The following is an 18,456-nucleotide window of genomic DNA, read 5'->3' as shown; positions in this document are numbered from 1 at the left end:
GTTTGCCTATGAAAGTCCTGATCCTTGGCGCCACAGGTATGTTGGGCCACGCCATGCTGCGACGGCTCGCTGAGCTTCCCGGTATCGATGCTTATGGCACGGTGCGCGCCGGCAGCGCGGCGGACCGACTCCCCTCTTTCATAGCTTCGAGGCTTTTGGCAGGCGTCGACGTCACAGACGCCGACATGCTGTCCAGCGTGCTCGATAAGCTGCGCCCGGAGGTGGTCGTCAACTGCGTAGGGGTCGTGAAGCAGCAGGTCTCTGCCAACGATCCGCTGGTCGTCTTGCCGATCAACGCGATGCTGCCGCACCGCCTTTCGCGCCTGGCCCGGATGGTGGGCGCGCGTGTTGTTCACTTCAGCACCGACTGCGTGTTCGACGGCAGCCAAGGGCGCTACACCGAAGCAGACCGGTGTGATGCCCAGGATCTTTATGGCCGCTCGAAATTGCTCGGTGAGTTGCACGCCCCGCACACCATCACGCTGCGCACTTCCATCGTCGGCCCCGAACTGGCATCGGCCCACGGCTTGCTGGAGTGGTTCCTGTCGCAGGAAGGCCCCGTCAAGGGATTCCGACGTGCGCTTTTCTCGGGCCTTACCACGGTGGAGCTTGCTGACGTGGTGGGCCGATACGTCCTGCCGCGGCCAGATCTGCGGGGGGTATATCACGTCAGTGCGGCACCCATCAGCAAGTTCGACCTCCTTGCGCTGTTCGCGCGGACCTATGGGCACGACATCGCCATCGAGCCAGCCGACGAGCCGGTCATCGATCGGTCGTTGGACGGGTCGAGCTTTCATTCGGCCACAGGCTACATCGCCCCGTCGTGGAAAGACATGATCGAGCAGATGAGAAAGGTTTTCCCATGACCATCGAAGCCCTCTCCGGAAAGACCATCGTGATTACGGGCGGCACAGGGTCGTTCGGCGAAACGATCGTGCGCCGGGCCCTCAACACCAACATCGCGGAAGTTCGCATCTTCAGCCGGGATGAAGCCAAGCAGCATCAGCTGCGCATCGCGCTTCACGACCGACGAGTGAAGTTCTATATTGGCGATGTTCGCCAGTACGAGAGCGTTGCTCAGGTACTTCGAGGTGCGCAGCTCGTGTTTCATGCAGCGGCGCTCAAGCAAGTTCCCTCCTGTGAGTTCTACCCTATGGAGGCCATCCGCACCAACGCGCTCGGAGCAGAGAACGTCCTCAACGCAGCAATCGCGCGCGACGTGGACCGGGTGGTGCTGCTCAGCAGCGACAAGGCCGTCTATCCCATCAATGCCATGGGGATGACCAAGGCGCTCATGGAAAAGCTGGCAATCGCCAAGGCCAGGCTGCACGCCGATTCGCGCACGATCATCTGCGCCACCCGTTATGGCAACGTTATGGCGTCGCGCGGATCCGTCATCCCGCTGTTCGTCGAGCAGATCAAGGCGGGCCTGCCCCTTACGGTGACTGATCCGCAAATGACGCGGTTCATGATGTCGCTACCCGACTCCGTGGACCTGGTTCTGCACGCCTATGCGCATGGCCGCCAGGGCGACATCCTCGTCCAGAAAGCACCGGCCACCACCGTGATGGAGCTGGCGCAGGCGCTGTGCGAGATCTTCGAGAGCCGCAGCGAGATCCGCATCATCGGGACGCGGCACGGCGAGAAGCTTTACGAAACGCTGGTCGCACGAGAAGAGATGGCTCGTGCCAAGGACCTGGGCCGCTACATCCGCATTCCGGCCGATGGACGGGACTTGAATTATTCGGAGTTCTATACTGAAGGTGGAGTCGATATCGACAAGGCTCAGGACTACACCTCGCACAACACCCAGCGCCTGGAGCAGGCCGCGCTGATCGAAATGCTGATGGGCCTCGACTACATCCAGGCGCAACTGGGGCGCACACAAGCCAGGCAAACGGTTGCACCATGAAGCGCAAAGTCATGACCGTGATCGGCACGCGGCCCGAACTCATCAAGATGAGCGCCGTGATCGCCAAGCTCGATGAGGCCTTCGAGCATGTGCTTGTTCATACGGGGCAGAACTACGATTACGAACTCAACCAGATCTTCTTCGACGACCTGGGAATCCGTCGGCCTGACCATTTTTTGGAAGCAGCCGCCGACAGCCCCGCCGCGACCATCGCGCAGGTCATTGCGCGCAGCGATGCGATTTTTGACAATGAACGGCCGGAAGCGCTGCTGATCTACGGCGACACCAACTCCGGCCTGTGCGTGATTCCCGCCAAGCGAAAGAAGATTCCGGTCTTCCACATGGAAGCGGGCAACCGCTGCTTCGATCAGCGTGTACCGGAAGAGTTGAACCGCAAGGTCATCGATCACCTCAGCGACGTGAACATGGTGCTCACCGAACATGCACGCCGTTATCTGCTGGCGGAAGGATTGCCGGCCGATCGCATCTTCAAGGTCGGCTCGCACCTGGACGAGGTGCTGCGTCTTTATGCGAACAAGATCGGTCGCTCAACCGTTCTCGAAACGCTGGGGCTCGCACCTGACGCTTATTTGGTGGTCAGCCTGCATCGCGAAGAAAACGTCGATGCACCGGAAAAGCTCGCACAGCTGGTGGAGACCGTAGGGGCTCTTTCACGCGACCACGGTCTGCCGGTGATCGTCTCGGCCCACCCTCGCACCCGCGCCAGGCTGGAAACCACCGGATTGCAAATGGGTTCCGCCGCCGTGCGGCTGCTGCCGCCGTTCGCATATACCGACTACGTCCGGCTTCAACAGGAGGCCTACTGCGTCATATCGGACAGCGGGACAATCACCGAAGAAGCCGCACTGCTGGGCTTGCCGGCGGTTTCCGTGCGCGATGCGCATGAACGTGCGGAGGGTGTCGATGGCGGGACCCTGGTCTTCAGCAGTGCGAGCGCCGAGCGCGTATTGGAGGCAGTGCGCCTCGTGCGTCTCGCGTACGACCCGGCATACCGGCGACCGTGCAACGTGCCCGACTACCTCGCTCCTCACGCGTCCGACACCATCGTCCGCATCGTGGCCAGCTACATCGACATCGTGAACGACACGGTCTGGCGCAAGCCCCGTCCAAGCTGAAGCCGCGACCCTCGCAAGACACGGCCGAGGCAACCGAGACGCGTCGGGGGTAAGCCCCGTGCCGAAGGCTCGTCACGCTTGATACCATTTTTTCCCATGCGCCCGCATCACCGGCGCTGGAGACAAAATGGTTTCGAGCAATTCAAACGCCACGCCAGAAATCATCGGCGAGGCGCTGTACCGCACCATGGTGCGCATCCGGGCCTTCGAGAACGCCGCCGAAGCGGCCAGCCAGGGTGGCGTGAGCGCCTATGGCCAGCAGGCCGCCGGTTCCGCCAAGGTGCGCGGGCCGCTGCATCTTTCAACCGGGCAAGAGGCGGTGCCGGCAGGCGTGTGCGCCCATCTGCGCGTGAGCGATTACCTCACCTCCACGCACCGCGGCCACGGCCACACGCTGGCGAAGGGCGCTGACCTGGTCCGCATGATGTGCGAGCTGTTCGGCAAGGCCACGGGCTTCAACGGCGGCAAGGGCGGCTCGATGCACATTGCGGACTTTTCGGTCGGCATGCTCGGCGCCAACGGCGTGGTGGCGGCCGGCCTGCCGATTGCCGTGGGCGCTGCACATGCGCAAAAGGTGCTCAAGAAAAACGGTGACATCACGGTCTGCTTTTTCGGCGACGGCGCAATCAATCGCGGACCCTTTCTCGAGGCGCTGAACTGGGCGCGCGTGTACGACTTGCCGGTGCTCTTCGTCTGCGAGGACAACCGCTGGAGCGCCACCACCGCAAGCGGGCCGATGACGGCGGGCGAGGGTGCATCGGCGCGTGCTGCCTCCATGGACATTGCGGCCACGCAGGTCGATGGCAACGACGCGTTCGCGGTGCATGAAACCGCTGCGCGACTGGTGCGCGAAGTGCGCGACGGCGGCGGGCCGCGCCTGCTGCATGCGCTGACCTACCGGGTGAAGGGACATGTCTCGGTAGATCTCGCGGCGTACCGCGATCCGGCCGAACTCGCCGCTGCGCTCGAAACCGATCCGATTGCACGGGCACGCGGGCACCTGCTGTCGCACGGCGTCAGCGCTGCCACGCTCGACGCGATTGAAAACGCTGCCCGCGACGAGGTCGATACCGCCCTGGCCATTGCCGATGCGGCACCCTGGCCCGACGCCACCGCCGCTTTCAGCGACGTGCAGACCATCGGAGCCGGCCAATGGCACTGAACAAGGATTTCAAGGATTTGAGCTACTCCGAAGCCGCGGTGCTCGCGGTTCAACGCGAAATGGAAGCCGATGCACGCGTGGTGGTGCTCGGCGAAGACGTGGGCCGCGGCGGCATCTTCGGCCAGTACAAGGGGCTGCAGCAGACCTTCGGCGCCGAGCGCGTAATCGACACCCCGATCAGCGAGGCCGCGATCATGGGTGCCGGCGTGGGCATGGCGCTCGCAGGCCTGCGCCCGGTGGTCGAGATGCGCGTGGTCGACTTTGCGCTCTGCGGCATGGACGAGTTGGTGAACCAGGCCGCCAAGAACCGCTTCATGTTCGGCGGGCAGGGCCGGGTGCCGCTGGTGGCGCGCATGCCGGGCGGCATCTGGGACGCTTCGGCCGCGCAGCATTCGCAGTCGCTCGAAGCGTGGTTCGCGCACCTGCCGGGCGTGGTGGTGGTGAGCCCTTCGACCCCGCAGGACAACTACAGCCTGCTGCGCGCCGCCCTGCAGTGCGGCGATCCGGTGGTCTACATCGAGCACAAGACGCTGTGGGGCCTGCGCGGTAACGTGGACGAAGACATGGCCGTGCCGCTTGGCAAGGCGCGGCGCGTACGCGAAGGCAACGCCATCACGATCGTGAGCTGGAGCAAGCAGGTGCAGGCATGCGCGGCCGCCTGCGATGCGCTCGCGGCCGAAGGCATTGCGGCCGACCTGATCGACCTGCGCACGCTCTGGCCGTGGGACCGCGAGACGGTGCTTGCTTCTTGCGCGCGCACGCAGCGGCTGCTGGTGGTGCACGAGGCGGTGCAGGTGGCCGGCTTCGGTGCCGAGATTGCAGCCAGCGCCGCCGAAGCCACCGGGTGCCGCGTGGCGCGGCTCGGCGCGCCGCGCATTCCGGTCGGCTATGCGCCGGTGCTCGAAGCGCAATCGCGCGTCGACGCCGAAGCCGTGGTGGCGGCCGCGAAAAAGCTGCTGGGCTGATGCCGGGCCCTGAGGGGCCCATCAGTTCAGCCGTTCAGGCCGCGAAGCCGCCGTCGATGTTCAGGCTCGCGCCTGTCACAAAACCGGCCTCGGGGCTGGACAGGTACGCCACCATGCCTGCAATTTCTTCGGGATGCGCATGACGGGCGAGCGCCATCAGCCCGTGCATGGCGGCGGCGTTCGGGCCGTCGACCGGGTTCATGTCGGTGTTGACCGGGCCGGGCTGCACGTTGTTGACCGTGATGCCGCGCGGGCCAAGGTCGCGCGCGAGACCCTGCACCAGCCCCTTCAGCGCCGACTTGCTCATGGCATAGGCGCTGCCGCCGGGCCAGGGCATGCGCTCGGCGTTGGTGCTGCCGATGTTGATGATGCGTCCGCCTTCGCCCATGTGGCGCGAGGCCGCCTTGGCCGCGACGAACACGGCGCGCACGTTGATGTCGAGCGTCTTGTCGAAGTCCTCGAGCGAAAAGTCGTCGAGGCTGCCGCCGAGGAACACGCCGGCGTTGTTCACCAGCACGTCGATCTTGCCGAACGTGCGGGCCGCTTCGTCGATACCGGCCGTGAGCGCGGCGGCATCGGCGCTGTCGATCTTCAGCGCCAGCGCGCGGCCGCCTTCGGCTTCGATGCTGCGCGCGAGTTCGTCGGCCGGAGCGCTGGAGCTGGCGTAGCTGAAGGCCACTGCGGCGCCGTCGCGAACCAGGCGGCGCACGATGGCGGCGCCGATTCCGCGCGAACCGCCGGTGACGAAAGCGACCTTGCCGGCCAGGACGGGAGTGGTGGGTTGGGGGGTGGAGGCCATGTTGTTTCCTGCAGTTGTGAAGTGGAAGACCTTCAGTGTCAGGATTTCATTACCCTCGCGGTAGCCGTCAATTGGTGCAATCAAATTCAACCATTGGTTGAAAATGAGCGAATGGAACCGCTCAATCACCTCGATTCTTTTGTCCAGAGCGCGGAAAGCGGCAGCTTCTCGGCCGCCGCCCGAAGGTTGGGGCTCACGCCCGCGGCGGTCAGCAAGAACGTTGCCCGGCTCGAAGCGCGCCTGGGCGTCAGGCTGTTTCAGCGCAGCACGCGCCGCCTCACGCTGACGGAGGGCGGCGAGCGGTTCCTGGGGCAGATCGGCGGGGCGCTCACTACGCTGAAAGACGCGGTGGCCGATGTCTCGAAGGACGACGGCCAACCGGCCGGCACGCTGAAGGTGAGCATGGGCCAGGCGTTCGGCCGCGAGCATGTCTTGCCGCTGATGGGCGAGTTTCTTGCGCGCTACCCGTCGATCCTGCCCGACTGGCATTTCGACAACCAGCAGGTGGACCTGGTGGGCGAGGGCTTCGACGCGGCCATTGGCGGCGGCATCGAGCTGTCGCCCGGCATGGTGGCGCGCGAGCTGGCGCGCATTCACGTGGTGGCGGTGGCCGCCCCGGGGTACCTGGCGGGCCGCACGCTGCCCGGCCATCCAGCCGAGTTGGCGCAGTTCGATGCGCTGCTGCGCCGTTCTTCGCCGACAGGCCGGCTGCGCAGCTGGACGCTGCAGCACGCCACCGGCGACCAGACCACGGTGGAGCTGCCCCGGCCGCGCGCGATCTTCAACGATCCGGAAGCAATTGCGCATGCCGCGCTGATGGGCCTGGGCGTGGCCATGCTGCCGATGCCCTTCGTCGAGCGGGGCTTGCGCAGCGGCGAACTGGTGCGCCTGCTGCCCGAGTGGCATTTCGATGCGGGCGCGGTCTGGCTTTATTACCCGAGCAAGAAGCTGCTGCCGGCCAAGACGCGGGTGTTCATCGACTTTGTGCTGGAGCGCTTTCGCCGCGAGCGCTTCGCCGAGCGGATGCAGGTGGCCTAACCGGCATACCCGGCATACCCGGCGCACCACCGGGGTTTTTACCCGCGACGCGCGAAGCCGTTCACCTGTACAAACGCGCGCATGACTTCTTCAATCTTCAAAACGAATCGCCGGACTGCGCTTGCCGCTTCCGCAGCGGTGATCGCCCTTGCGGCTGCTCCTTCGTGGGCCCAGAACACCTGGCCGAACAAGCCGGTGCGCATCGTCGTGCCCTTTGCTGCCGGCGGCACCACCGACATCCTGGCGCGTGCTGTTGCGCCCGAACTCTCCAAGGCCTTCGGCCAGCAGTTCATCGTCGACAACCGCGCGGGCGCGGGCGGCAACGTGGGCGCCGAGCTTGTCGCGCGCGCGCCGAACGACGGCTACACGCTGCTGATGGGCACGGTGGGCACGCACGGCATCAACCGCGCGCTCTATCCCAAGCTGCCGTTCGACCCGATCAAGGATTTCGCGCCGATCACGCTGGTGGCGGCCGTGCCCAATGTGATGGAAATGAACGCCGACAAGGCTAAGGCACTGAACATCCGCAACGTGCAGGATTTCATCAAGTACGCCAAGGCCAACCCGGGCAAGCTCAACATGGCTTCCAGCGGCAGCGGCACGTCCATCCACCTGGCGGGCGAGCTCTTCAAGAGCATGACCGGCACCTACATGGCGCACATTCCGTACAAGGGCTCGGGCCCCGCGCTGCTGGACCTGGTGGGCGGCAATGCCGACCTGATGTTCGACAACCTGCCTTCGTCGATGGCTCAGATCAAGGGCGGCAAGCTCACGGCCCTGGCCGTGACCAGCGCCCAGCGCTCCCCGGCGCTGCCCGATGTTCCGACCGTCGAGGAAGCGGGTGGCCCGGCGCTCAAGGGCTTCGAGGCGAGTTCCTGGTTCGGCTTGCTCGCGCCGGCCGGCACGCCGCCCGACATCGTGAACCGCATCCAGCAGGAAGTGGCCAAGTCGCTCGGCACGCCCGCCATCAAGGAAAAGATGCTGGCGCAAGGCGCCATTCCGAGCGGCAATTCACCCGCCGACTTCACCAAGCTGATTGCCAGCGAGCATGTGAAGTGGGCCAAGGTGGTGAAGGACTCCGGCGCAAAGGTCGACTGACCGCCCCGGCCTGGTCAGGTGCCCCAGGTGACGTCTTTTTTCTCGGCCAGCGAATCCCTCAGCATGTGAAGCAGCGGCGCGGCGCGCTGGTGCAGGCTCACATGCTGCTTTTCGGCGTCATCGGCGTGGCCTTCGACGACGTGATCGTCGTGGTTGTGGGGGGCGTTGCTGGCCTCGCGTGCCAGCGCCGACTCGAGCGCCGCGATGGCGGCGGGAATCTGCTCGACGGTGATGATGCCCTGAGGCGCGGCCGGCTTGCCGACGATGTCGAGCAGCTGGCGCGCATGCACCTCCAGCATGACGAAGTCAGGCGTAGCCCGCGACTGAAATTTATACAGCATGGTTGTTTTTACTCACTTGTAGATGTAGTCACGGGCAAAAGGGTACACCGATTGCGAACCGCGCAGCGCACCGTGCTCCACCCTGCCGTCCGGCTTGGTGGAAAGCATCTGGTGCAGTGAGATCCAACCCTGCTCGAAGCTCATGGCGGAGCCCGCCAGGTACAGGCGATACGCCCGCAAGATGCGCTCGGCATTGCGGCTCTGGGGTCCGCCGGTGCGCTCCAGCACTTCGCGTGCGGTGCCGAGTTGCGCCTCGAGCGCGTCCGACCAGGCCCAGAGCGTGCGCGCGTAATGCGGGCGCAGGCTTTCTGTATCGACCATCTCCAGCCCCGCGGCAGCCGTTTCGCGCAGCACATGCGTCACATGCAGCAGCTCGCCGCCCGGAAAGATGTACTTCTCGATGAAGTCGCCCATGCCCGCGCCCAGCTGCCGGTAGTCGAGCTGGCCCGAGGTAATGCCGTGGTTCAGCACCAGGCCGCCGGGCTTCAGCAGCGAATGGATCTTGCGGAAATAGGTCGGCATGTTGGCCGCACCCACGTGCTCGAACATGCCGACCGACGCGATCTTGTCGAAAGGCGCATCGGCGGAAAGCTCGCGGTAGTCGCGCAGCTCCACGCGCACCCGGCCCTGCAGGCCTTTTTCGTCGATGAGCCGCTGTACATGCGCATGCTGGTTCTTCGACAGCGTGATGCCGGTGGCGTCCACGCCGTAATGCTCGGCCGCCCACATCAGCAGGCCGCCCCAGCCGGAGCCGATGTCCAGGAACCTCTCGCCGGGCTGCAGCAGCAGCTTGCGGCAGATGTGGTCGAGCTTGGCTTCCTGCGCCTGGGCAAGCGTCAGCTCGGGGGTGCGGAAGTAGGCGCACGAGTAAACCCGGCGCGGGTCGAGCCATAGCGCGTAGAAGTCGTCCGAAACGTCGTAGTGGAACTGGATCTGCTCCGCATCCTTGTTCAGCGAGTGCGAGCCGCGGGACTTGGCCAGCCGGGCCAGGCGGGTCCACCAGGTGGTGTTGGTCTCGGCGGGGTTGCCGGGCAGCATGCCGACCGTTGCGTCGATCAGGTCGCGCATTGCGCCTTCTATCTGGACCTTGCCCTCTACATACGCCTCGCCAATGGCGCCCACCTGGCGGGCGGCCAGCTTGGCCAGCGCGGACCACTCGCTGAACGCCAGGGTGACGCGGGACCCCGGCTTGGCAACTCTTCGGCCATCAGGCAATTCCAGCGCGATGGGCACGGGCAGCGACGCAAGCTGCGACTCGATCTTGGGTATCAAGCTTTGCATGGTGCGGCCATGGTATTGATTTTTTCAGTTTTTTGCATGACATCGCACAACCTGCAAGGTACCCCCTGTGGTAGTGGTCCCGTTGACAGCACATTGTTTATGCTTAAACTATTCAATCATGAACAGCCTTACCGCCGGCGCTTCAGCCGCACCCGCCATGGACCTTCAACGCATCCTGTGCATCGGCGGCGGGCCCGCCGGGCTGTATTTCGCGCTGCTGATGAAGGCGCGCAACCCGGCGCTCGACATCACCGTGGTCGAGCGCAACCGCCCGTTCGACACCTTTGGCTGGGGGGTTGTGCTCAGCGACCAGACGCTGGCCAACTTGGCGGCGGCGGACGGCGAGACCGCGGCGCTCATCGGCAACGAGTTCCACCACTGGGACGACATCCAGGTGTTCTTCAAGGGCCGCCAGGTGCGCTCGGGCGGGCATGGCTTCTGCGGTATCGGCCGCAAGCGGTTGCTGAACATCCTGCAGGAGCGCTGCCTGGCGCTGGGCGTGAAGCTGGTGTTCGAAACCGACGCGACGGACGACCAGGCGATTGCCGCCCAGTACAACGCCGACCTGGTGATTGCCAGCGACGGGCTCAACAGCCGCATCCGCCAGCGCTATGCCGATGTGTTCAAGCCCGACATCGACCTGCGCAACTGCCGCTTCGTGTGGCTGGGCACGAACCAGACCTTCGACGCATTTACCTTTGCTTTCGAGCAGACCGAGCACGGCTGGTTCCAGGCGCACGCCTACCAGTTCGACGACAAGACATCCACCTTCATCGTCGAAACACCCGAGGCGGTGTGGAAGGCCCATGGCCTCGACCAGATGGAGCAGCCCGAGGCCATCGCCTTCTGCGAGAAGCTGTTCGCCAAGTACCTGGGCGGGCATCCGCTCATCAGCAACGCCACGCACCTGCGCGGCTCGGCCAACTGGATCCGCTTTCCGCGCGTGGTGTGCGAACGCTGGACGCACCGCATCGACGTGCAGGGCCGCTCGGTGCCCGTGGTGCTGATGGGCGACGCGGCGCACACGGCGCATTTCTCGATCGGCTCGGGCACCAAGCTCGCGCTCGAAGACGCGATCGACCTGGCGAATGAATTCGAGCGCGGCGGCACTGTCGACCACGTGCTCGAAGGCTACGAGGCACGCCGCAGCGTCGAGGTGCTCAAGATCCAGAACGCGGCGCGCAACTCTACGGAATGGTTCGAAAACGTGCCGCGCTACACCGGCATGCAGATCGAGCAGTTTGCCTATTCATTGCTCACGCGCTCGCAGCGCATCAGCCACGAGAACCTGCGCGTGCGCGACACCGAATGGCTCGGCGGCTACGAGCGCTGGCTTGCGGGCGGCAAGCCGGTGGCGCCCATGCTGATGCCGCTTACCGTGCGCGGCCTCACGTTGAAGAACCGCATCCTGGTGTCGCCGATGGCCACCTACAGCGCGGTCGACGGTGTGCCCCAAGACTTCTTGCTGGTGCACCTGGGCGCACGCGCACTCGGCGGCGCCGCCATGGTGTTCGTCGAAATGACGAGCCCGACGCCCGAAGGCCGCATCACCCCCGGCTGCACCGGCCTCTACAACGACATGCAGCAGGCCGCGTTCAAGCGCATCGTCGATTTCGTGCACACGCAGTCGAGCGCGAAGATCGCCATGCAGCTCGGCCACAGCGGGGCCAAGGGCTCGACGCGCGTGGGCTGGGAAGGCACCGACGAGCCCCTGGAGAGCGGCAACTGGCCGCTGCTGTCCGCCAGCGCGGTGGCCTATGGCGAGCAGAACCAGTTGCCGGCCGCCATGACGCGCGAGCAGATGGACGACATGCGCGAGCGGTTCGTCGAATCCACCCGTCGCGCGGCCGAATGCGGCTTCGACTGGCTCGAGCTGCACTGCGCGCACGGCTACCTGCTGTCGGCCTTCATCAGCCCGCTGACCAACCTGCGCACCGATGAGTACGGCGGAGGCATCGAAGCGCGCTGCCGCTATCCGCTCGAAGTGTTCCGCGCGATGCGCGCCGCCTGGCCTGAAGACAAGCCGATGAGCGTGCGGATCTCCGCGCACGACTGGGCGCCCGGCGGCAACACCGACGCGGACGCGGTCATCGTTGCGCGCCTCTTCAAGGAAGCCGGCGCCGATTTCATCGACGTGTCTTCCGGCCAGACCACGCGCGCCGCAAAGCCCGTGTATGGCCGCATGTACCAGACGCCGTTCTCGGACCGCATCCGCAACGAGGTCGGCATCTCGACCATTGCAGTGGGCGCCATCACCGATGCGGACCAGGCCAACAGCATCATTGCGGCCGGACGTGCAGACCTCTGCGCCATCGCGCGCCCGCACCTTGCCGACCCCGCCTGGACGCTGCACGAAGCCGCGAAGCTGCAGAGCCGCGATGTCGATTGGCCGAAGCAGTACCTGAGCGGGCGCGACCAGATGTACCGCGAGATCGCCAAGCAGCAGCAGATGGCCGCGGCGGCCAATGCCGCAATGGCCGCGCAGAACAACGAGGAGACGCACTGACATGGACCTCGAAGCGCGCGCCCACAGCGAACACCCCGAGGCCCTGCGGCTCTGGCTGCGGCTCCTCACCTGCACGCAGCTGATCGAGAAGCAGGTGCGCAACGAACTGCGCTCGCAGTTCTCGACCACACTGCCGCGCTTCGATCTGATGTCGCAGCTCGAGCGCGCGCCCGACGGCCTGAAGATGAACGAGCTCTCGCGCCGCATGATGGTGACGGGCGGCAACGTGACCGGCATCACCGACCAGCTGGTGACCGAAGGGCTGGTGGAGCGCGTCGACGTCGAGGGCGACCGGCGCGCCTGGCGCGTGCGTCTTACCGCGCGCGGCCGCAAGCTCTTCAACGAAATGGCGCAGCAGCACGAAGACTGGATCGTCGATGCCTTCGCGGGACTCAGCGCCAAGGAGATCGCGCAGCTTCACAAGCTGCTCGGCAAGGTCAAGCAACACTCACACAGCCAGATGGCGGAGGCCGAATGAAGCACTACATCGGAGCGGGCAATCCCATGCGCGCGCAATTCGAGGCCAAGGCGCCTTACGAGGCCAAGCACTTCGCGTGGAGCTATGAAGCCGGCGTCGGCACCGTCACGCTGAACCGGCCCGAGCGCAAGAACCCGCTCACATTCGACTCGTACGCCGAGCTGCGCGACCTGTTTCGCGCGTTGAACTACGCCACCGACGTGAAGGCCATCGTCATTACCGGCGCGGGCGGCAACTTCTGCTCGGGCGGCGACGTGCACGAGATCATCGGCCCGCTCACCGGCATGCGCATGCCCGAGCTGCTGGAGTTCACGCGCATGACGGGCGACCTCGTCAAGGCGATTCGCGCATGCCCGCAGCCGATCGTCGGCGCGATCGACGGCGTGTGCGCCGGCGCCGGCGCGATGATTGCGCTGGCCTGCGACCTGCGCTACGGCTCGCCCGCCACGCGCACTGCCTTTCTTTTCACACGCGTAGGCCTTGCCGGCGCGGACATGGGTGCCTGCGCACTGCTGCCGCGCGTGATCGGCCAAGGCCGTGCATCGGAGTTGCTCTTCACCGGCCGCGCAATGACGGCGCAAGAAGGCCATGCCTGGGGCTTTTTCAACGCGCTGCACGAAAGCGATGCGCTGCTCGAAGCTGCCACCAAGGTGGCGCGCGAACTGGCCGAAGGCCCGAGCTTCGCGCACGGCATGACCAAGACGATGCTTTCGCAGGAATGGTCGATGACCATCGACCAGGCCATCGAAGCCGAAGCGCAGGCGCAGGCCATCTGCATGCAGACCGAGGACTTCAAGCGCGCCTACGAAGCCTTCGCCGCCAAGCGCAAGCCGGTGTTCGGTGGGGACTGACGCCATGATGACGAAGATTCCCGCTCCACCTTCGACGGCGCATCTCGCGCTGCCCTTCTTCGACGAAGCCCATCGCTCGCTCGCGCGCGACCTGCTGCCCTGGTGCGCAGCGCAAGAGATCGATGAGCGCGACGACCGCGCAGCCTGCCGCGAGTGGGTAAGGCGCCTCGGCGACGGCGGCTGGCTGCGCTATGCGGTGCCCGGCAGCGCGGGTGGTGCGCTCGATCGCCTCGATTCGCGCGCGCTCGTGCTGCTGCGCGAAACACTGGGCTACCACTCGCCGCTGGCCGACTTCGCTTTTGCGATGCAGGGGTTGGGCAGCGGTGCGATCACGCTTGCGGGTACTCCGGAGCAGCAGTCACAGTACCTCACGGCCGTAGGCAAGGGCGAGAAGATCGCGGCCTTTGCGTTGAGCGAACCCGATGCGGGTTCGGACGTGGCCGCGATGGCGATGCGCGCCGAGCCCACCGCCGAGGGCTGGCGGCTGAACGGCACGAAGACCTGGATCAGCAATGGCGGCATCGCCGACTTCTATTGCGTGTTCGCAAAGACGGACCCAACGGGCGGTACGCGCGGCATCACGGTGTTCATCGTCGATGCGAAGACACCCGGGCTCGACACGTCCGAGCACATCGACGTGATGGCACCGCATCCGTTGGCTACGCTGCGCTTCGACAACTGCGTTGTGCCGCGCACGGCGCAGCTGGGTGAGCTCAACGGCGGCTTCAAGCTGGCAATGCGCACGCTCGACATCTTTCGCGCCTCGGTGGCATCCGCCGCGCTGGGCATGGGACGCCGAGCACTCGCCGAGGCCGTCGCGCATGCGAAGAGCCGCCGCATGTTCGGGCAGACGCTCGCCGACTTCCAGCTCACGCAGGCCAAGCTGGGTGAGATGGCTGCATTGATCGACAGCGCCGCATTGCTCACCTATCGCGCCGCGTGGATGCGCGACGACGCCGAGCAGCGCGGTGCAGCCGCAGTGGGCGATGTGTCCGCTGCGGCGGCCATGGCCAAGATGTGCGCCACCGAGAACGCGAGCCGCGTGATCGACATGGCACTGCAGATGCACGGCGGCCTTGGCGTGAAGGTTGGCACGAAGATTGAAAGCCTCTACCGCGACATCCGCTCGCTGCGCATCTATGAAGGCGCGACGGAGGTTCAACAACTGATCATTGGCAAATCCGTTCTGCGGGGATAAATACCGTGTCTGCCCAAGTCGACCGCTTCGTTCACGACCGCCTGCCGCCCGCCGAGCAGTTGCCGGTCTTTCGCTACGACCTTCCGGAGTTGCAGCTGCCCGATCAGCTGAACCTGGTCGAAGAGCTTCTGGACAAGGCGCCCGCCAAGGGGTTCGGCGACAAGCCGATGCTGCGTTCGCCGACAGGCACGCTGACCTACTCACAGGCGGCCGTCGAGGTCAACCGCATCGCGCAGGTGCTCACCGAAGATCTGGCGCTCGTGCCAGGCAACCGTGTGCTGCTGCGCGGCGGCAATTCGGTGGCCATGGCGCTGGCGTGGCTCGCAGTGGTCAAGGCCGGCCTGATTGCAGTGGCCACCATGCCGCTGCTGCGCGCCAAGGAATTGGGCGACATCATCGAGAAGGCGCAACCGGTGGCGGCGCTGTGCGATGGCCGGCTGCTCGACGAACTCTCGATTGCGCAGCGGGAGCATCCGGTGCTCGCATCGGTGATTGCCTTCAACAAGCCCGATGCGCCCGATTCGCTGTCGGCACGTGCGGCGGCCAAAAGCGGTGTGTTCACGGCGTGCCCGACGGCGTCGGACGACATCGCATTGCTTGCATTCACATCGGGCACCACCGGCAAGCCCAAGGCACCGGTCACCACGCACCGCGACGTGCTCGCCATGTGCGAGACATGGCCGCGCCACGTGCTGCAGGCGCGAAGCGACGACATCGTGATCGGCTCGCCGCCGCTGGCCTTTACCTTCGGACTTGGCGGGCTGCTGGTGTTCCCGATGTGGGCCGGAGCCTCTGTGTACTTTGCCGATGCGCCGTTCACGCCCGAAGGGCTCGTGAAGCTCATCAATGAGGTCGGCGCGACCATCTGCTACACCGCGCCTACGTTCTACCGACAGATGGCGCCCTTCGTTCGACAGCACGGCGCTCCGAGCCTGCGCATCTGCGTGAGCGCCGGCGAAGCGCTGCCTGACGCGACGCGGCAGCTCTGGAAGGAAGCCACCGGCATCGAGATGCTCGACGGCATCGGCGGCACCGAGGTGTTCCACATCTACATCTCCGCCGCGGGCGATCAGGTGCGCCGCGGTGCGGTCGGCAAGGTGGTGCCCGGTTTCACTGCAAAGGTGGTGGACGACGCGGGCAACGAAGTGCCGCGCGGTACGGTCGGCAAGCTGGCGCTGCAGGGCCCGGTCGGTTGCCGCTATCTGGACGATCCGCGCCAGGCCGACTACGTGAAGAACGGCTGGAATTACCCCGGCGATTCGTTCGTGCAGGACGACGACGGCTACTTCTTCTATCAGGCGCGCGCCGACGACATGATCATCACGGCCGGCTACAACGTAGGCGGCCCAGAGGTGGAAGATGCGCTGCTCAAGCATCCGGCGGTGGCCGAGTGCGGCGTCATCGGCAAGCCCGATCCGGACCGCGGCATGATCGTGAAAGCCTTCTGCGTGCTGAAGCCCGGCCATGAAGGCGACGACGCACTGGTCAAGGCGCTGCAGGACCACGTGAAGGCCAGCATCGCGCCCTTCAAATACCCGCGGGAGATCGAGTTTGTGACGGTGCTTCCGCGCACCGAGACCGGCAAGCTCCAGCGATTCAAACTGAGACAACTCAACAGCACAACATGATGAACAAACTCTTGCAGCCACCGGGCTGGCTACCCCCCAAGGGCTATGCGAATGGCGTGGCCGCACGCGGCACCATGGTGTTCGTTGGCGGACAGATCGGCTGGAATGCGCAGCAGCAGTTCGAGTCGGACGACTTCATCGACCAATGCGGCCTGGCGCTGCGCAACATCGCCGAAGTGCTGCGCGAAGCGGGCGCCGGCCCAGAGCACATGGTACGCATGACCTGGTACGTGACGGACCGCGACGAATACAGCCGGCGGCTGGCCGAACTCGGGCCCGTGTACCGCGAAGCGATGGGGCGCAACTTTCCGGCCATGACCTGCGTGCAGGTGGCGGCGCTGGTCGAGCACCGTGCCAAGGTCGAGATCGAAGTGACGGCGGTCATTCCCGACTGACCGGCAGAGCAATAAAAAAGCCCTCGCGAGAGGGCTTTTTATTTGGATTCATCGACCAAAGAAAAAGGCCCTTTGAATTTCAAAGGGCCTTTTAAATTGGTTGCGCGAGCAAGATTTGAACTTGCGACCTTTGGGTTATGAGCCCAACGAGCTACCAGGCTGCTCCATCGCGCGGCAAGATGGAATTATACCTTATTCGGCAGCGCCTTGCTCGGCGGCTTCTTCTTTAATTTCAGGACGGTCCACCAGTTCGACCAGAGCCATGGGTGCATTGTCGCCAACGCGGAAACCCATCTTCAGGATGCGGGTGTAGCCGCCCGGACGCGCTGCGAAGCGCGGGCCGAGTTCGCCGAAGAGCTTGACGACGCTGTCGCGGCTGCGCAGGCGGTCGAAAGCCAGGCGCTTGTTGGCAAGCGTGGGCTTCTTGGCGAGCGTGATCATCGGTTCGATAACGCGGCGCAGTTCCTTGGCCTTGGGGACCGTGGTCTTGATGACTTCGTGCTCGATGAGCGAATTCATCATGTTCTGCAGCATCGCAAGGCGGTGCGAGCTGGTGCGGTTGAGTTTGCGGAGTCCGTGTCCGTGACGCATGGTGCTTTTCCTTTACTTTATTAAACAGGCAGCCGTATCAGGTACTGCCCGGGCACGAGCCCTCATGGGCTCAATTCAAAAATCAACGCTTGTCGAGACCGGCCGGCGGCCAGCTTTCAAGCTTCATACCCAAGGTCAGGCCGCGCGAAGCGAGGACTTCCTTGATTTCGTTGAGCGACTTGCGACCCAGGTTCGGGGTCTTGAGCAGCTCGTTCTCGGTACGCTGGATCAGGTCACCGATGTAGTAGATGTTTTCGGCCTTCAGGCAGTTGGCCGAACGCACGGTGAGTTCGAGCTCGTCGACAGGGCGCAGCAGGATCGGATCGAATTGCTGAGCGCTGCGCGGTGCCGGCGCATCGAATGCAGCCAGTTCGCCGCCTTCGAGCTGTGCAAACACGGCCAGTTGCTCGACCAGGATTTTAGCCGAGGCGCGCACGGCGTCTTCAGCGGTGATCGCACCGTTGGTTTCGATCTCGACCAGCAGCTTGTCCAGGTCGGTACGCTGTTCGACACGAGCGCTTTCGACCGTGTAGCTCACGCGCTTCACGGGCGAGAACGAGGCGTCCAGAACGATGCGGCCAATCGACTTGGTCGGTTCGTCGGCGTAGCGGCGCATCGTGCCGGGCACGTAGCCGCGACCCTTTTCAACCTTGATCTGCATGTCGAGCTTGCCGCCTTGCGACAGGTGCGCGATCACGTGGTCGGGGTTGATGATCTCGACGTCGTGCGGGGTCTGGATGTCAGACGCCAGGACCGGGCCTTCGCCGTCCTTGCGCAGGCTCAACGTGACTTCGTCGCGGTTGTGGAGCTTGAACACCACGCCCTTGAGATTCAGCAGGATGTTGACGACATCTTCCTGCACGCCGTCGATCGACGAGTACTCATGCAGAACGCCGGCGATCGTGACTTCAGTGGCCGAATAACCGACCATCGACGACAGCAGAACGCGACGCAGCGCGTTGCCGAGCGTGTGGCCGTAGCCGCGCTCGAAAGGCTCGAGCGTGACCTTGGCCTTGTTGGCGGCAAGTTGCTCGACCTGAATGGTCTTGGGTTTCAGCAGGGTGGTTTGCATGCAGA

18 protein-coding genes and 1 tRNA gene are annotated in these 18,456 nt (G+C 65.0%); 13 read left to right on the top strand and 6 right to left on the bottom strand.

Annotated features, from left to right (window positions below):
- Window positions 1-8 precede the first annotated feature (8 nt).
- The 5 genes from V9L20_RS21785 to V9L20_RS21765 all read left to right on the top strand — a co-directional run bounded on the left by V9L20_RS21785 (window position 9) and on the right by V9L20_RS21765 (window position 5,175).
- A complete protein-coding gene (locus V9L20_RS21785) occupies window positions 9-866 on the top strand; it encodes a dTDP-4-dehydrorhamnose reductase family protein (RefSeq protein WP_337298194.1) in 858 nt (285 codons plus the stop codon).
- Window positions 863-1,912 (top strand): polysaccharide biosynthesis protein, encoded by a 1,050-nt coding sequence (locus V9L20_RS21780; protein WP_337298193.1) that lies wholly within the window; start codon window positions 863-865, stop codon window positions 1,910-1,912. The genes V9L20_RS21785 and V9L20_RS21780 overlap by 4 nt, the downstream gene beginning before the upstream one ends.
- A complete protein-coding gene (gene wecB / locus V9L20_RS21775) occupies window positions 1,909-3,048 on the top strand; it encodes a non-hydrolyzing UDP-N-acetylglucosamine 2-epimerase (protein ID WP_337298192.1) in 1,140 nt (379 codons plus the stop codon). Before V9L20_RS21780 ends, wecB begins: the two co-directional genes overlap by 4 nt.
- A gap of 127 nt (window positions 3,049-3,175) precedes the next feature.
- Window positions 3,176-4,210: a thiamine pyrophosphate-dependent dehydrogenase E1 component subunit alpha gene (locus tag V9L20_RS21770; RefSeq protein WP_337298191.1), complete on the top strand. Its 1,035-nt coding sequence runs from the start codon at window positions 3,176-3,178 to the stop codon at window positions 4,208-4,210.
- Window positions 4,201-5,175 carry an alpha-ketoacid dehydrogenase subunit beta gene (locus V9L20_RS21765; protein WP_337298190.1) on the top strand — a complete coding sequence of 325 codons (975 nt, stop codon included), beginning with the start codon at window positions 4,201-4,203 and terminating at the stop codon, window positions 5,173-5,175. The genes V9L20_RS21770 and V9L20_RS21765 overlap by 10 nt, the downstream gene beginning before the upstream one ends.
- A 34-nt stretch (window positions 5,176-5,209) precedes the next feature.
- On the opposite strand, the gene V9L20_RS21760 is transcribed toward V9L20_RS21765, so the two are convergent.
- Window positions 5,210-5,974 carry an SDR family oxidoreductase gene (locus V9L20_RS21760; RefSeq protein ID WP_337298189.1) on the bottom strand — a complete coding sequence of 255 codons (765 nt, stop codon included), beginning with the start codon at window positions 5,972-5,974 and terminating at the stop codon, window positions 5,210-5,212.
- A gap of 111 nt (window positions 5,975-6,085) precedes the next feature.
- Between V9L20_RS21760 and V9L20_RS21755 the strand changes: the two genes are divergently transcribed.
- Window positions 6,086-7,012, top strand: a complete 927-nt coding sequence (locus V9L20_RS21755) for a LysR family transcriptional regulator (protein ID WP_337298188.1) — start codon at window positions 6,086-6,088, stop codon at window positions 7,010-7,012.
- A gap of 81 nt (window positions 7,013-7,093) precedes the next feature.
- Window positions 7,094-8,110, top strand: coding sequence for a Bug family tripartite tricarboxylate transporter substrate binding protein (locus V9L20_RS21750; RefSeq protein WP_337298187.1), 1,017 nt, complete (start codon window positions 7,094-7,096; stop codon window positions 8,108-8,110).
- Between the two features lie 14 nt (window positions 8,111-8,124).
- Here the strand turns inward: V9L20_RS21750 and V9L20_RS21745 are convergent, their stop codons facing one another.
- Window positions 8,125-8,451 carry a DUF1840 domain-containing protein gene (locus tag V9L20_RS21745; protein ID WP_126748513.1) on the bottom strand — a complete coding sequence of 109 codons (327 nt, stop codon included), beginning with the start codon at window positions 8,449-8,451 and terminating at the stop codon, window positions 8,125-8,127.
- Window positions 8,452-8,463: 12 nt separating this feature from the next.
- The gene (locus V9L20_RS21740) at window positions 8,464-9,732 is read right to left on the bottom strand and encodes a cyclopropane-fatty-acyl-phospholipid synthase family protein (RefSeq protein ID WP_337298186.1); all 1,269 of its coding nucleotides are present in this window, start codon (window positions 9,730-9,732) and stop codon (window positions 8,464-8,466) included.
- 157 nt (window positions 9,733-9,889) lie between these two features.
- Here V9L20_RS21740 and V9L20_RS21735 point away from each other — a divergent pair, with 157 nt between their 5' ends.
- The 6 genes from V9L20_RS21735 to V9L20_RS21710 are packed head-to-tail and all read left to right on the top strand — an operon-like array spanning window position 9,890 to window position 16,788.
- On the top strand, window positions 9,890-12,238 hold the full coding sequence (locus V9L20_RS21735) for a bifunctional salicylyl-CoA 5-hydroxylase/oxidoreductase (protein ID WP_443098616.1): 2,349 nt from the start codon (window positions 9,890-9,892) through the stop codon (window positions 12,236-12,238).
- Between the two features lies 1 nt (window position 12,239).
- Window positions 12,240-12,716: a MarR family winged helix-turn-helix transcriptional regulator gene (locus V9L20_RS21730; protein ID WP_126748516.1), complete on the top strand. Its 477-nt coding sequence runs from the start codon at window positions 12,240-12,242 to the stop codon at window positions 12,714-12,716.
- Window positions 12,713-13,567 carry an enoyl-CoA hydratase family protein gene (locus tag V9L20_RS21725; protein WP_337298184.1) on the top strand — a complete coding sequence of 285 codons (855 nt, stop codon included), beginning with the start codon at window positions 12,713-12,715 and terminating at the stop codon, window positions 13,565-13,567. The genes V9L20_RS21730 and V9L20_RS21725 overlap by 4 nt, the downstream gene beginning before the upstream one ends.
- 4 nt (window positions 13,568-13,571) lie before the next feature.
- A complete protein-coding gene (locus V9L20_RS21720) occupies window positions 13,572-14,765 on the top strand; it encodes an acyl-CoA dehydrogenase family protein (RefSeq protein WP_337298183.1) in 1,194 nt (397 codons plus the stop codon).
- 5 nt (window positions 14,766-14,770) lie between these two features.
- Window positions 14,771-16,393, top strand: coding sequence for an AMP-binding protein (locus tag V9L20_RS21715; protein WP_337298182.1), 1,623 nt, complete (start codon window positions 14,771-14,773; stop codon window positions 16,391-16,393).
- A complete protein-coding gene (locus V9L20_RS21710; protein ID WP_126748520.1) occupies window positions 16,390-16,788 on the top strand; it encodes a RidA family protein in 399 nt (132 codons plus the stop codon). The genes V9L20_RS21715 and V9L20_RS21710 overlap by 4 nt, the downstream gene beginning before the upstream one ends.
- Window positions 16,789-16,885: 97 nt before the next feature.
- On the opposite strand, the gene V9L20_RS21705 is transcribed toward V9L20_RS21710, so the two are convergent.
- The 3 genes from V9L20_RS21705 to V9L20_RS21695 form a co-directional block, all read right to left on the bottom strand.
- Window positions 16,886-16,962, bottom strand: a tRNA-Met gene (locus V9L20_RS21705).
- A gap of 18 nt (window positions 16,963-16,980) precedes the next feature.
- Entirely contained in the window at window positions 16,981-17,379 is a 399-nt protein-coding gene (gene rplQ / locus V9L20_RS21700) for a 50S ribosomal protein L17 (protein WP_028258418.1), read from the bottom strand.
- 82 nt (window positions 17,380-17,461) lie between these two features.
- Entirely contained in the window at window positions 17,462-18,451 is a 990-nt protein-coding gene (locus V9L20_RS21695) for a DNA-directed RNA polymerase subunit alpha (protein ID WP_009124827.1), read from the bottom strand.
- Between the last annotated feature and the right edge of the window lie 5 nt (window positions 18,452-18,456).

This window comes from Variovorax sp. CCNWLW225 (genome assembly GCF_037204045.1).
GTDB lineage: Bacteria > Pseudomonadota > Gammaproteobacteria > Burkholderiales > Burkholderiaceae_C > Variovorax.
The sequence above is the reverse complement of the archived record's forward strand: the minus strand, read 5'-3'. Positions and strand labels throughout refer to the sequence as shown.

What these genes read in the sequence shown, in the direction of transcription:
- V9L20_RS21755 (WP_337298188.1), top strand. Translation starts at nt 6,086, where the DNA reads ATGGAACCGCTCAATCACCTCGATTCTTTTGTCCAGAGCGCGGAAAGC.
- V9L20_RS21765 (WP_337298190.1), top strand. Translation starts at nt 4,201, where the DNA reads ATGGCACTGAACAAGGATTTCAAGGATTTGAGCTACTCCGAAGCCGCG.
- V9L20_RS21750 (WP_337298187.1), top strand. Translation starts at nt 7,094, where the DNA reads ATGACTTCTTCAATCTTCAAAACGAATCGCCGGACTGCGCTTGCCGCT.
- V9L20_RS21710 (WP_126748520.1), top strand. Translation starts at nt 16,390, where the DNA reads ATGATGAACAAACTCTTGCAGCCACCGGGCTGGCTACCCCCCAAGGGC.
- V9L20_RS21735 (WP_443098616.1), top strand. Translation starts at nt 9,890, where the DNA reads ATGGACCTTCAACGCATCCTGTGCATCGGCGGCGGGCCCGCCGGGCTG.
- rplQ (WP_028258418.1), bottom strand. Translation starts at nt 17,379, where the DNA reads ATGCGTCACGGACACGGACTCCGCAAACTCAACCGCACCAGCTCGCAC.
- V9L20_RS21730 (WP_126748516.1), top strand. Translation starts at nt 12,240, where the DNA reads ATGGACCTCGAAGCGCGCGCCCACAGCGAACACCCCGAGGCCCTGCGG.
- V9L20_RS21740 (WP_337298186.1), bottom strand. Translation starts at nt 9,732, where the DNA reads ATGCAAAGCTTGATACCCAAGATCGAGTCGCAGCTTGCGTCGCTGCCC.
- V9L20_RS21745 (WP_126748513.1), bottom strand. Translation starts at nt 8,451, where the DNA reads ATGCTGTATAAATTTCAGTCGCGGGCTACGCCTGACTTCGTCATGCTG.
- V9L20_RS21725 (WP_337298184.1), top strand. Translation starts at nt 12,713, where the DNA reads ATGAAGCACTACATCGGAGCGGGCAATCCCATGCGCGCGCAATTCGAG.
- V9L20_RS21780 (WP_337298193.1), top strand. Translation starts at nt 863, where the DNA reads ATGACCATCGAAGCCCTCTCCGGAAAGACCATCGTGATTACGGGCGGC.
- V9L20_RS21720 (WP_337298183.1), top strand. Translation starts at nt 13,572, where the DNA reads ATGATGACGAAGATTCCCGCTCCACCTTCGACGGCGCATCTCGCGCTG.
- V9L20_RS21695 (WP_009124827.1), bottom strand. Translation starts at nt 18,451, where the DNA reads ATGCAAACCACCCTGCTGAAACCCAAGACCATTCAGGTCGAGCAACTT.
- V9L20_RS21760 (WP_337298189.1), bottom strand. Translation starts at nt 5,974, where the DNA reads ATGGCCTCCACCCCCCAACCCACCACTCCCGTCCTGGCCGGCAAGGTC.
- wecB (WP_337298192.1), top strand. Translation starts at nt 1,909, where the DNA reads ATGAAGCGCAAAGTCATGACCGTGATCGGCACGCGGCCCGAACTCATC.
- V9L20_RS21770 (WP_337298191.1), top strand. Translation starts at nt 3,176, where the DNA reads ATGGTTTCGAGCAATTCAAACGCCACGCCAGAAATCATCGGCGAGGCG.
- V9L20_RS21785 (WP_337298194.1), top strand. Translation starts at nt 9, where the DNA reads ATGAAAGTCCTGATCCTTGGCGCCACAGGTATGTTGGGCCACGCCATG.